11 protein-coding genes are annotated in these 12,659 nt (G+C 50.2%); 8 read left to right on the forward strand and 3 right to left on the reverse strand.

The window, feature by feature from the left end; genetic code table 11:
- Nucleotides 1-708, reverse strand: coding sequence for a helix-hairpin-helix domain-containing protein (locus EDM55_RS28755; RefSeq protein WP_122962014.1), 708 nt, complete (start codon nucleotides 706-708; stop codon nucleotides 1-3).
- Between the two features lie 103 nt (nucleotides 709-811).
- Nucleotides 812-2,737 carry an asparagine synthase (glutamine-hydrolyzing) gene (asnB, locus tag EDM55_RS28760; protein ID WP_122962015.1) on the reverse strand — a complete coding sequence of 642 codons (1,926 nt, stop codon included), beginning with the start codon at nucleotides 2,735-2,737 and terminating at the stop codon, nucleotides 812-814.
- A 198-nt stretch (nucleotides 2,738-2,935) separates the two neighbouring features.
- Between asnB and EDM55_RS28765 the strand changes: the two genes are divergently transcribed.
- From EDM55_RS28765 to holA, 4 genes are all read left to right on the forward strand, one after another.
- Nucleotides 2,936-5,317 (forward strand): DNA internalization-related competence protein ComEC/Rec2, encoded by a 2,382-nt coding sequence (locus EDM55_RS28765; RefSeq protein WP_122962016.1) that lies wholly within the window; start codon nucleotides 2,936-2,938, stop codon nucleotides 5,315-5,317.
- A 53-nt stretch (nucleotides 5,318-5,370) separates the two neighbouring features.
- Nucleotides 5,371-5,916, forward strand: coding sequence for an RNA polymerase sigma factor (locus tag EDM55_RS28770; protein WP_092269104.1), 546 nt, complete (start codon nucleotides 5,371-5,373; stop codon nucleotides 5,914-5,916).
- A complete protein-coding gene (locus EDM55_RS28775) occupies nucleotides 5,916-6,776 on the forward strand; it encodes a hypothetical protein (RefSeq protein WP_092269101.1) in 861 nt (286 codons plus the stop codon). Before EDM55_RS28770 ends, EDM55_RS28775 begins: the two co-directional genes overlap by 1 nt.
- A 311-nt stretch (nucleotides 6,777-7,087) precedes the next feature.
- A complete protein-coding gene (gene holA, locus EDM55_RS28780; protein WP_092269097.1) occupies nucleotides 7,088-8,128 on the forward strand; it encodes a DNA polymerase III subunit delta in 1,041 nt (346 codons plus the stop codon).
- Between the two features lie 54 nt (nucleotides 8,129-8,182).
- Here holA and rpsT read toward each other — a convergent pair whose 3' ends face one another.
- Nucleotides 8,183-8,458: a 30S ribosomal protein S20 gene (rpsT, locus tag EDM55_RS28785; protein WP_055743229.1), complete on the reverse strand. Its 276-nt coding sequence runs from the start codon at nucleotides 8,456-8,458 to the stop codon at nucleotides 8,183-8,185.
- 156 nt (nucleotides 8,459-8,614) lie between these two features.
- Between rpsT and gpr the strand changes: the two genes are divergently transcribed.
- The 4 genes from gpr to EDM55_RS28805 all read left to right on the forward strand — a co-directional run bounded on the left by gpr (nucleotide 8,615) and on the right by EDM55_RS28805 (nucleotide 12,642).
- Nucleotides 8,615-9,715: a GPR endopeptidase gene (gene gpr / locus EDM55_RS28790; RefSeq protein ID WP_092269094.1), complete on the forward strand. Its 1,101-nt coding sequence runs from the start codon at nucleotides 8,615-8,617 to the stop codon at nucleotides 9,713-9,715.
- 153 nt (nucleotides 9,716-9,868) lie between these two features.
- Nucleotides 9,869-11,047, forward strand: a complete 1,179-nt coding sequence (gene spoIIP, locus EDM55_RS28795; RefSeq protein ID WP_122962017.1) for a stage II sporulation protein P — start codon at nucleotides 9,869-9,871, stop codon at nucleotides 11,045-11,047.
- Between the two features lie 5 nt (nucleotides 11,048-11,052).
- Nucleotides 11,053-11,361, forward strand: coding sequence for a DUF3679 domain-containing protein (locus EDM55_RS28800; RefSeq protein ID WP_122925524.1), 309 nt, complete (start codon nucleotides 11,053-11,055; stop codon nucleotides 11,359-11,361).
- A gap of 312 nt (nucleotides 11,362-11,673) precedes the next feature.
- The gene (locus tag EDM55_RS28805; RefSeq protein WP_092269085.1) at nucleotides 11,674-12,642 is read left to right on the forward strand and encodes an ABC transporter ATP-binding protein; all 969 of its coding nucleotides are present in this window, start codon (nucleotides 11,674-11,676) and stop codon (nucleotides 12,640-12,642) included.
- Nucleotides 12,643-12,659: the final 17 nt, after the last annotated feature.

Below are 12,659 nucleotides of genomic sequence, written 5' to 3' on the forward strand. Positions count from 1 at the left end.
CTAATGGATCCGTATGCGCGGAGCGATTCTCTCATACAGCTTATCACCGATACCTTCGATGCTCTTCAGCTCCTCAAGTGCCCGAAAGCTTCCCTTTTCCTCGCGGTACTGCATAATTGCTTTGGCACGAGCTTCGCCAATCCCGGGCAAGGTCATCAGCTCCTCGGCAGTAGCCGAATTGAGCGAAACCGTTTGATCAGAGGAAGAGGCATTGGACGTATTTTTCCCATTGGCGGCGTATGCAGGTGCAGACAGATTTACCGGCCCTGCTGCAGGAGAGCTCTCCTTTACAGGTATGACGATCGCGGTACCATCTACCAGAGGAGCCGCCAGGTTGATCTGTGCAAGATCGGCAGTGGGATTGGCTCCCCCTGCCTTGGCGATCGCATCAGCTACACGCATGCCAGCATCCAGAGGGTATAAGCCGGGCTGCTTGACATCACCTTTCACATCGACATAAAGGGGAGCGGGTGCAGAAGGCGTTTTTTCTAAGGCTGGTTTGCCAGCCACAGTGCTATCTTTTGCCTGTTCGTCAGCAGGCAAAAGATCATCCGAAGCGTAAGCGGGAGGGACGAGGGGGAGTGCAGTGTCCGTACCCTCGTGTCCTGCCACACGAGTCTGATAAAGCCAAAAGCTGCTCGTTACAAACAAAAGCGCGATAGCTGTTAAAAAAATTTTCCGATATCGGTCCCACCATTCAAGGAACACAAAAAACCCTCCCTTACTTGGTCGATTCTGGAAGTAGAGGATACTGCTTCTACTCCTGATGCTACGAAAAGTAAGGGAGGGTGTGCAAATCTATTTGCCAGCTCTATCCAATATGCTGGAGCGAGCTTTTTTTGCGTCGAATATCGACGTTCGGACTGACATAAGGATCGAAGTTGTACTTTTGCTCAATGAAGATCTGATGCCACAGCATGAAGACGAGGATCGTCCAGATTTTGCGGCTGTAGTCGGCATTGCCTTCGCGATGCTCATCCAGCATGTACAGGACGTAAGCTTTGTTGATCAAATCGTCCACTTTGGATTCGAAAATGATTTCCTTCGCCCATTTGTAGAATTCATTTTTCAGCCAATGACGAGTCGGAACCGGGAAGCCCAGTTTCTTTCTCATCTTGATTTCCGGCGGCAGGAAGTCTTTCATCGCCTCGCGCAGGACGTGCTTGGTCGTACCGTTGGCGATTTTGTACTTCGTCGGGATGGTCGCAGCGAATTCAAAGACTTTCAGGTCAATGAACGGCACGCGAAGCTCCAGAGAGTTGGCCATCGTCATTTTGTCTGCCTTCATCAAAATGTTTCCGCGAAGCCAAGTGTGAATATCGAGGTATTGCATCTTCGTCACATCGTCGTACTGGGATGCGCGCTTGTAGATTTCCTCGGTAATGGTAAAAGGAGAGACATACGAGCTGGAGCGTGCGATATCTTCCATCACGACGCGTTTTTTCATTTCTTCACTGAAGATCAGAGCGTTTCCGAAGAAGCGTTCTTCCACGGTTTTGGAGCCACGGATCAGGAAGTTCTTACCTTTGACTTGATCTGGCAGACGCTCTGCCATGTAACCGATCGATTGACGCATCCAGCCAGGCATTCCGGAGAACATTTTCAGCGAGTTTGGCTCGCGATAGATGTTGTAGCCACCGAAAAATTCATCGGCGCCTTCCCCTGAGAGAACGACGGTTACGTGCTCACTTGCCATTTGAGCGACAAAATAGAGGAGAATCGCAGACGGATCCGCTACCGGTTCATCCTGGTGCCAAATCAGGCGAGGCAGCTCGTTCATGTACTGCTTGGCGCCCACGACCAGTTCATGGTGCTCGGAACCTAAAAATTGTGCTGTTCGTCTAGCGAAGTCCAGCTCGCTGTAGCCAGGGATGTCAGAACCGACAGAAAAGGTTTTGACAGGCTCGAACGTGCGAAGCATTCCGACAATACTGGTAGAATCGACACCGCTAGAGAGGAAAGCTCCGCGCGATACCTCGCTGATCCGGTGTTTATCGACCGATTCCAGCAGTACGCTGCGTGTGCCCTCTACATAATAAGAGAAAGGCTTGCTTTCGTCCGGATTGAACTCGACATCCCAGTAACGGGAAAGCTTGATTTGATCGTTTTCGATGATAAAAGAGTGAGCAGGAGGGATGCGGTAAATACCTCGGTACATCGTCTCAGGATCTGGTACGTATTGGAAAGTCAGATAGTGATAAAAAGCCGTATGGTTCACTTCGCGAGTCAAGCCAGGCATCTCCAGCAAGCTCTTGATTTCGCTGGCGACTCCGATAGAATCGGCCGTCTCCACGTAGTAGAGCGGCTTGATTCCAAAGTGATCACGGGCACCAAACACTCGTTTTTTGCGAGAGTCATAGATAGTAAATCCAAACATGCCCCGCAAATGCTTCGGCGCATCTGTTCCTACTTCCTCGTAAAGGTGAAGGATGGTTTCGATATCAGAATCGGTATGAAAAACGTGTCCGATGTCTTTTAGCCATTGTTGCAATTCCTTGTAATTGTATACTTCCCCATTCCCAATGATCCAGATGTCCCGTGTTTCGTTGAACAGCGGTTGATGTCCGCCTTCCACATCAATGATGCTTAACCGACGAAAGCCCAGGGCGACGTTATCCTCCAAATGAAAACCATCGTCGTCTGGACCGCGGTGCAAGATGACACCGGTCATTGCGCTGATCGCTTCTTGCACGACAGGTGTTTGCCGTTTGTTGTAGAGTGATACGATTCCACACATATGAAATGACTCTTCCTCTCACTGGATTGCTCCTGCTAACTCTATCATGGATCGACAGTCAGTGCAATCACTCCGAATGCCTACGAGCTTGCTCTCAAACGTGATGTATAGCCTTTTCCTCCCTATTTTTGTCCCTTGTGAGCAGGATATACTCGCGGATACGAAAGAATGGTTCGACAATGGAAGGGAGGAGTGGGCATGACGATATATAGAGCTAGTCTCTCTATGATTGCGGGATTGCTGCTGTCCGCTTATCTGCACCCCGTATGGATACTTACTGCTCTTGGGATGGCTGCCGGCTTTGCTGTCCTTGCGTTTCGCACGAGCTTGCGAAAGCACCTCGTCTTCTGCACCCTTTCGGCGGTCGTGGCAGGCAGTTATTTTCTCGTCTACGATGCTTTTCATGCTTCCGAGCTGAAAGGGTACGGGCGAGAAGAGATCAGCATCTGGGTACGCGGCTCGATTGATTCGGCCGTTCAACGGGATGGAGATATCGCCAGGCTCTATGTGGAGGCAAGCGATTGGTCCCATGACATGAAACAGTGGGTTTCTCTGCGCCACTCAGAACGGATTGCCGTACGCGTCCGTCTAAGTAAGGAGGAACAAGCGGTGCAGGCAGACACCTGGAAGAGAGGGAGCACAATCACTGCAAACCTTCAGCTCTCCTTACCCGCTTCGGCTCGTAATCCGCATGCTTTTGATTATGCCCAGTACCTGCGCTGGCAGGGGGTACATGTGACAGGGGAAACCTCGTACTCCGAGATCAAAGTCGGAGGGGAGCGAGGACTATGGGGGTATTTTCAACAATGGCAAAAGGATGCTGCGGAAAGGGTAGAGCGGCTGTTTGAAGCTCCCGAGGTCGCGGGGTATATGAAATCGCTGCTGCTAGGGGTAGGTGATGAGGTAGATCTCGAAACGGCAAATATGTACGCCGATTTGGGCCTGAGCCATGTGCTGGCCATATCCGGGCTCCATGTCACGCTTGTCAGCAGCATGTTCATGTGGTTTCTGGAGCGGGTTGGAATGAGACGGAGAAGTGCGCTGGTCACAACGGCTTGTTTGCTTGTCGGCTACGTCCTGTTGGTTGGTGCGAGCGCATCTGCCGTCCGTTCGGGAATGATGGGCGGAGTTGGGCTTGCCTCGCAGGTGGCAGGCAAAAAAGTGGACGGAAAGGATGTATGGGCCGGTGTGCTGATCGTTATGCTGCTGACCGATCCCTATCAGCTATGGCATATTGGCTTTCAGCTTTCCTTTGCCGTTACGCTTGGGCTCATTATTTTGGTTCCGTTTAGTCAGGATGTGCTTGTTCGGATTCCTCTTTGGATTCGCACGCTGCTCGCTGTCACTCTTGCAGCACAGGTCGTGTCGTTTCCCTTTCTCATCTATCATTTTCATCAATTTTCCATGGCGTCATGGCTGGTGAATCTAGTCGTGACTCCCATTTTGTCCTTGGTCGTCCTCCCGCTTGGATACATTGCTCTCGTAGCCGGGATGATTCATCCCGCTCTGGCAAGCTGGCCCGTTCTGCTATCCACTGAACTGCTGCACTGGCTTCACGAGCCTTTATTCGTCATGCAAAAATGGAGAATTCCCTTTTCCCATTGGCCGCATCCAAGCTGGTGGTGGCTCGTCTTGTATACCGGGTTCCTGATCATATTGCCCATTTTGTGGAAATTGGGTTATCATCGGCAAAGAGATGTCATCGTCTGTATAACCCTATTTATCGGGCTATTTGTACTGGCTAGGCAACCTTTTTCGGCAGGGGACGAAGTGAGGATTACGTTTTTGGACGTAGGCCAGGGGGATTCCATCGTTGTCGAAATCAGTGATCAGAAGGTATACTTAATTGATGCAGGTGGGACACTCGGTCTTCCTGTGCGTGAATCCTGGAGGGAAAAGCGCGATCCTTATGAGGTGGGAAAAGACGTACTACTCCCCTTTTTGCGAGCGCGCGGGATAGAGAAGATTGATCGTGTAGTCATGACGCACGGGGATATGGACCATATCGGAGGAATGGCAGCGATTGTTCCCCGTTTTTCCATAGGCTCTGTGCTTGTGAATGGAATCACACCTGAAGGAAAACAGAGAGAAATCCTTCATCAGCTGCAACGAGAGGGAGTACCGATCTTGACGGGAAGCCCCGGGCAGACGTGGTCAGATCTTCCGGGAGTGGAATGGACATGGCTTTGGCCGGGACAAACATCAGAAGCTTCTGGCAACGATGCATCCGTCGTACTGCGACTTACTGCTTATGGAAAATCGGTGTTGTTCACCGGCGACATCGAGCGTGAAGGGGAGAGGGCAGTAGTCCAGTTGGGAATGTCAGAAGTGGATGTATTAAAGGTAGCTCATCATGGGAGCAGCTCGTCGAGTACAGAAGAACTGCTGGCGTCATTGCGCCCAAAGGCGGTGGTCATTTCCGTCGGGGCAAACAATCGCTATGGTCATCCGTCGCGAGAAGTATTGCAACGGTTCAAAAAAATGGGATCGCAGGTTTTCCGAACGGACATGAATGGGGCAGTAACGCTGATTCTGACACCGGATGGCATGTCCTGGAAGACCCAAGGATCAAATACATAATATGGTTGCAACCTTTTCTTTAAACGTACCGTCTGTAGGGGGGAGAGGAGAATATGCAGGAAGCAGAGCTGATCAGGAAGGCGCAATCCGGGGATCACGATGCGCTAGTCGAACTGCTCCGATCCATTGAGACCTCCGTTTACCGCAGCGCTTACTATATTCTTGGGAATGAGCAGGACGCACTCGATGCAGCCCAGGAAGTGCTTATTCGCATTTATCGAAAATTAGATACCTATCAGGAAAAGGCCAAATTTTCCACATGGGTGCAACGAATTGTCAGTAATGTCTGCATGGACAAATTTCGAGCGAAGAAGGAAACGGTCTCAATTGAGGAGCATGAGCTGATTATCCCTGATCGTAACAACGTAGAGGATGAAATTCTTCTCACTGGATTGTCAAATGACATTCAGGAAGCCATCGGGAAGCTGCCCAGACAGTACCGGATGGTCGTAGTACTCCGCTATCTCGAGGATCTGTCCTATCAGGAGATTGCGGAAGCATTGGATTTGCCGCTTAACACGGTAAAGTCGTATTTGTTCCGGGCTAGGCAACAATTGCAGGAACTCCTGTACGACTACCAGAAAGGGGGGATCGGTTGATGACCAACGAGGAAATTTGGGAATGGATGCAGCGGGACTTGGATGGAGATCTTTCTCCGACGGAACAGGACGCGCTGTTCAATCTCATTCGCAAAGATTCTGATCTGCAACTGAAATACAACCGTCTGAAAACTGTTTCGCAGCAGCTTGAACAGCTGCCCCCTGTCGTACCTTCGTTCAGCATCGTGGATTCGATTCTGCCTCGGCTAGAGTCGGCTGCTGCCGTTCCAGCAGCTTCATCTACGCTGAATGAAGAAGTCCTGCCCACTCTGGAAGTAAAGCGCAAGCAATCTTCGCCGTCGGTATCGAAAAAGTGGAAGAAGACAAATGTGTGGTTGGCCAGCATTGGCAGTACCGCAGTGGCTGCCTGCCTCTTGATTGGAATCATGTTTACTGGCAGTGATGGAAAGAAGATCGAGGCCGACCCGTACCAGCAAGGATCGGAAGCGGTCAATCCGGCACTAAAAGAAGCTCCGATTTTGGGGCCGCCTGTGCAATCTCCACCTCCAAGCACTAATCCCCCTACATCCAATTCTCAGGAGGAGGATAAAAAGGCGACACAAAACACTGGAACTACGAAAAAGGCGCCTGCGAAGAATACTTCTTCCAAGTCGCACCAGAACAATTCCAACAAGAAGCCCGTTTCGAATCCGGCACAAACGAAACCAGTCGTTCCGCCAAAGCCTGTTGTCAGAGATCCAAAGCCACCAGCATTCCCGTATGGTGTAGGAGAAGAATCGGACAAAGACTCACGCGACAGAGACAGTGACTCCGAGGACAGGGAAAAAGTGAAGAGTAAGGACAAAGAAAAAGACAAAGACAATGACCGAAAAAAAGACAGAGAGAACGATGATGATTGATGTGAAAAAAACGTCTGGCAAACGTGGATTTCACATCTGGACCGGCACCGAACAGGGGAGTCTTGCGTATCCTACATTATCAAGCACCCCCTGCTTACCGTTTGGGGAGGAGGAATCCCGGGGCTTTTCCCTAGACGTTTACATAGAGGTGCCAACAGATGGAAAAACCGCTACCCAACATGGAGAGCGGTTTTTTTCTTTCTATTTAAGGAAGCGGGGCAAAAGATCATCGCGGATGCTTCGCTGCCTCCATTCGATCCGTTTTATGCTATAATAGCGCAGGACAGAACATAGAAGGGAAGGGAAGATCCATGCCATTGCTATCGGCCATTCGGGAAATACGCCAAAAACAGTACGCGCCCGTCTACGTTCTCCACGGTCCGGAATCCTTTCTGGCAGAAGAGTTTCTGTCTTTAGCTCGACGGGAAATGATCGATCCTGATTTCAGTGATCTCAATATAAGCGTGTACGACTGCACGGAAACAAGCCTGAGTGATATTCTGCAGGATGCGGAAACACTGCCATTCATGGGGGAGCATCGGCTCGTGATTGCGCGACAAGCGTACTTTTTAACGGGGAGCAAGCCTCCCTCGAAGGTAGAAAGTGATCCTGATGCCTTGCTCGGGTACATGCAAAATCCTCCTGCCTACACGTCGTTGATCTTACAGACAGAAGCGGAAAAGCTGGACGAACGAAAAAAACTGGTCAAAACCTTGCAGCAAAAGGCAAAAGTAATTCCTTTCATGCATTTGAAGGATGGAGATCTCTACGCTTGGATTGAACGGCAGGCAGATAAATACCGGGCGTCTATACAGCGGCCACAGTCGATGAAGCTTGTAGAGCGAGTCGGCAGCGAGCTGCGCCTTTTGGACAAGGAGATTGAAAAGCTGGCGATTTTTGTGGGAGAAGGCGGAACCATTACTGACCAAATTATCGAGGACCTCGCTGCTCGAACGCTCGAACAGGACGTATTTGCCCTGATTGAACAGGTAGCGTCGGGAAGGTTGGACAGGGCGCTGCGCATGCTGTATGACAGCATGAAAACCGGTGAGGAGCCCATCAAGCTGCTTTCCCTTTTTGCGAGGCAATTTCGCATGCTCCTGCAAGTAAGGCAGCTGGCCCCACGAGGCTATTCGCAGCAGCAGATGGCCGGGATGATCAAAATGCATCCATACGCCGTCAAAAAGGCAATGGAGCAGGCCCGTCATTTTTCTGAGGATTCCTTGAAAAAATTGCTGCTGATCTTGGCCGAGGACGATTTTCGGATGAAGTCCGGTCAGGTGGACAAGCGATTGGCCCTCGAGCTGTTTATTACGCGTGCGTATGAGGAACGGAGCAGAACGAGCAGATAAAAAGAAAAAACCCGTGAACGCTAGGTTCGCGGGCTTTTTTTGTTCCATGGTCTCTTACGCTACAGGAGCGCTCAGAACGTTAAGCTTTTTCATCAAACGAGACTTTTGACGGTTTGCTGCGTTTTTATGAATGAGACCTTTCGAAGCGGCCTTGTCCAGCTTTTTCACAGCCACCAGAAGAGTGGATTTCGCCAATGCTACATCGGAAGCGGCGACAGCTTTCTCAAAGCTCTTCAGGGAAGTGCGCAGATCAGACTTTTGAGAAGCACGGTGTGCGCGGCGCTTTTCAATGGTTTTGGTGCGCTTAATCGCGGATTTAATGTTTGGCATGTGTGTCACCTCCTTAGAACGACCATAGACATACAGTCATACAACAAAGTAATTCTAGCATGCACGGAATCCATTTGCAAGAAAGGATTCGGAATAAAAATGAAGGATTCAAGCAACCTAGTAGCAGGAACAAAATGGAGAAGGGAGCGATTAACCATGGAACACAATATTGATCTGTCTGGCTACTCGATTCGAACCGATTTGGCGGTAGAAGCACACGAGCTGGCGCAGCAGCAAAATGAGAGCAATATCCCCGGGATTTGGCTGCAGGCAGACGATGAAGAACCGAATATAAAAGTCACCAGACTTCACGTGGAAAATGAAGAGGCAGGCCGAGCGATTGGGAAACTGCCGGGGCGTTACCTCACGATCGAAGTACCCAAGCTTCGTGACAATGATACTTCTATAGAAGAGCAGGTAACGAGACGATTTGCTCTGGAATTCGCCAGCTTCCTGATGAAGCTCGGAATTACGGAAGAGAAAAAGGCACTTGTCGTAGGTTTGGGCAACTGGAACGTAACGCCAGATGCGCTCGGCCCGATGGTGGTGGAAAACCTGCTGGTGACCCGGCACCTGTACCAGCTGGCTCCGGATACGGTTGGAGACGGCTATCGGGAAGTGAGTGCGCTGTCTCCAGGAGTTCTCGGCATTACGGGTATTGAAACGAGCGAGATTGTCTTTGGTGTAGTGGAAAAAAGCAAGCCGGACTTTGTCATTTGTATCGATGCTTTGGCTTCGCGCGCTTTGCATCGGGTGAATACAACCATCCAGATTTCGGATACGGGCATCCATCCAGGCTCGGGTGTCGGCAATAAGCGTAAAGCCATTGACCAGAATACGCTTGGGATCCCGGTTATCGCGATCGGTGTGCCAACAGTTGTCTTTGCCTCTACCATCGTGAACGACGCCATTACGTATCTGCTCGGTCACTTTGGTCAGTCCATGGCGGAGAGCAAGCGTGCCTTCAACAAGCTTTCCATGAGTACACTGCCGGAGCGCAAAGAGCCGTATACAGAAGATGATTTGCCTGATCTGGAATCGCGCAAAACGTTTATGGGTCTGGTAGGGTCTCTTCCCGAGGAGGAAAAGCGTCAGCTGATTCACGAGGTGCTGCGTCCGTTGGGTCAGGATTTAGTGGTAACGCCAAAAGAGGTGGACGATTTTATCGAAGGAATATCCAATGTCATCGCGACTGGCCTCAACCGTGCCTTGCACAGAGCGGTAGATGAGGAAAATAGCGCGTCCTACACGCACTAGACTAGCGATCCAGTAGAGAGTCTGCCACGATTTAAGAGAAATGCTAGGGAAAGGGTTCTATCGTCTCTATGAGGCTCATAAGCTAAAGCATAGACAAGCGGGAAGCGAAAGAGAAAAGCCCGCGACAATGCTACAGCACGAGGAGTGAGACAGATGGCATCCTTTATCCAACGCCAATTCGTTGTTCTGTCGTTTATAACAGCCTTTCTATTCGTCATGACCGGTGTGCTTTCCCTCGGAGGCAACAAGCTGATGATCGCCTCCTCTACTGTCCAGCAGGCGGCTACACACATCTCCAGTCTAGCAATTCTAGGGTGGATGGGGCAGGAGATCCCGGTGCTAAGCGAAATCGTGCAGACCGGATCTGACCGACGAACCAATAGTGTGTCCGGCTTTTTATTCCAGCTCGCGACTAGCATTCAACCCGGTGATTTGCGAAGCCTGCTTGGAAGAGAGCTTCCTGGCATGGTAACCACGGACGACGCCAGATTCGTAGTAGCCGGAAAAGGGGCGAGTCTCTCTGATTTTTACATTGAATATCCTCCGCACCCCAAGCAAGTGATTGACGCTTCTGACGCCATTCCTCTGTCGCCCAAGCCCGCTGAGAATGAAACAGACAAGACAGCTGAACCGCCAAAGCCCATTGCGAAGCCGAATACGGGCGGCAAGAAAGTCGTTTATGTGTACAACACGCACAATCGGGAGTCTTGGTACAGTGAGACTAAGCCAGTCGGATCCTCTGTGGATCACCCGACGAGAAATATTTCGATGGTAGGCAAGCATTTGGCTGAGGCATTAAACGAGAGAGGCATTGGAACGGATGTGAGCACAGACGACATTTATCAGGAGCTCCTGAATCAAAAAAAGGATTACGCCCTGTCCTACGCGCAGTCACTGCAAGTCGTGAAGGCCGCTTCCGATAACAACCGCGAGCTGCATTACTTCTTTGATCTGCATCGCGATACTGCCCCAAGGGATCGAACGACCGTCACGATAAAGGGAAAAACCTATGCGCGCGTCCTGTTTGTCATCGGAAAAAGAAACAAAAGCTTCGAGAAAAATGAGGCGTTTGCTACCGAGTTGCACAAGCTGATGGAAGAGATGTATCCCGAATTATCTAGAGGTGTGATGGAAAAAGGAGCAAAGACAGATCATGGGGAGTATAATCAGTCCATTTCACCGGGAAGCCTGTTAATGGAAATAGGTGGCACGGAAAACACCCTGCAGGAGAGCTACAACACGGCGGAAGCGCTGGCAGATGTGTTTGCCGCTTACTATCTCAAGGCGGAAAAAGTGGACAAACCGGCTTCGGATGAGCCGGCAAAGAGGTGACGAGCGTGAACGTGACGGTAAAATTGACGGGGCTATTACTGATCCTATTAATCGGAGTCGTATTAGGCTTGCAAACGGCAGAACGCGGCATATCAAAAGTGAGCGGAACGGTGGAACAGGAGCAGCAAACCTTTTACATCAAAAAAATGGATCAAGGCAAGATGGAAATCGCTGTGATGGGCAAGCAGGTGCAGACGGAGAATCCGGAAAAAGTGGTCAACTACATGAGTAATATGGGGATGACCCTCGGTTCGACAATAAAGAGCGGAGCGCAAACTTTTGTCGATTGGGTAGGGGGACTCTTCGCACCGTAACAATTGTTTATGGACAAAAAAACCATAGGCAGAAAGCATGAGAGACGAAAGGCCCGAGCCATTGGGCCTTTTTTGTTTTCCCAAATGGCTATGAAAAAAGTGACAAAAGCCATGAATCATAGACGGGGCTTGGGATCAGAAGATGTGAGGCAACTATTTTAACATTCTATTTCGAGTTAAAACAATATTTTATATAGTCAGCGAAAATATAATTATTTGAATTTATTGTGTTGCCAAAAAATTGTACTAATGGCATAATATCTATTGATAGAACTATTTCTATTGAATATATCGGTAAGAGAGGTGCGCCCCGTGTCACACCCTGTCCTTCAAATCGAAAACTTGCAGACGCACTTTTTTACAGATCGCGGCCAGATTCCTGCCGTAGACGGAGTCACCATTACCGTAAACAAAGGTGAAGTTGTCGGTATCGTCGGTGAGTCCGGCTGTGGAAAAAGTGTAACCTCCCTTTCCGTAATGAAGCTGGTTCCGAATCCTCCAGGGAAAATTGTCGGCGGTTCGATCCGCTTTAAAGGAGAAGACCTGGTAGCGGCAGATGAAAAGAGGATGCGTGAAATACGCGGAAATGAAATTGCTATGATCTTTCAGGAACCGATGACATCGCTCAATCCCGTGTTTACGATTGGCGATCAGATCGGGGAAGCTGTTCGTTTACATACGAAGGCGAGTAAAAAGGAATCCAAGCAGCGTGCGATCGAAATGCTGAAAAAAGTAGGCATTCCACGAGCGGAAGCGATCGTAGATGAGTACCCGCACCAGCTGTCTGGAGGGATGCGGCAGCGCGTCATGATCGCGATGGCGATGGCCTGTGATCCCGAGCTGTTAATTGCGGACGAGCCGACAACTGCGTTAGATGTAACGATCCAGGCGCAGATTCTGGACTTGATGCGCCAGTGCAATCGAGAGTCGGATACGGCTATTTTGCTCATTACACACGATCTGGGTGTCGTAGCGGAAATGTGTCATCGAGTCGTAGTCATGTATGCCGGAAATGTGATTGAAGAAGGAGACGTGCGGACGATCCTGAAAAATCCGCAGCATCCATACACGGTTGGCCTGCTGCAATCATTGCCCAAGCTGGACCAATCCCAAGAGCGTTTATATTCCATTCCAGGGAACGTGCCTATCCCGGGATCACTCACGGTTGGGTGCCGTTTTGCCCCGCGCTGTGACAAGGTGACAGATCGCTGTCGCCAGGAGATGCCCGAGCTAAAAGCAGTAGGCGAAAATCATCGCTCGCGCTGCTGGATAGCCGAATAACCCGAAAGGAGCATGCA

The organism is Brevibacillus centrosporus (assembly GCF_003710815.1).
GTDB classification, from domain to species: Bacteria; Bacillota; Bacilli; order Brevibacillales; family Brevibacillaceae; genus Brevibacillus; species Brevibacillus centrosporus.

Excerpts from the sequence above, each read along its gene's own strand:
- asnB (WP_122962015.1), bottom strand. The coding sequence starts at position 2,737 with ATGTGTGGAATCGTATCACTCTACAACAAACGGCAAACACCTGTCGTG.
- EDM55_RS28765 (WP_122962016.1), top strand. The coding sequence starts at position 2,936 with ATGACGATATATAGAGCTAGTCTCTCTATGATTGCGGGATTGCTGCTG.
- EDM55_RS28770 (WP_092269104.1), top strand. The coding sequence starts at position 5,371 with ATGCAGGAAGCAGAGCTGATCAGGAAGGCGCAATCCGGGGATCACGAT.
- EDM55_RS28775 (WP_092269101.1), top strand. The coding sequence starts at position 5,916 with ATGACCAACGAGGAAATTTGGGAATGGATGCAGCGGGACTTGGATGGA.
- holA (WP_092269097.1), top strand. The coding sequence starts at position 7,088 with ATGCCATTGCTATCGGCCATTCGGGAAATACGCCAAAAACAGTACGCG.
- rpsT (WP_055743229.1), bottom strand. The coding sequence starts at position 8,458 with ATGCCAAACATTAAATCCGCGATTAAGCGCACCAAAACCATTGAAAAG.
- gpr (WP_092269094.1), top strand. The coding sequence starts at position 8,615 with ATGGAACACAATATTGATCTGTCTGGCTACTCGATTCGAACCGATTTG.
- spoIIP (WP_122962017.1), top strand. The coding sequence starts at position 9,869 with ATGGCATCCTTTATCCAACGCCAATTCGTTGTTCTGTCGTTTATAACA.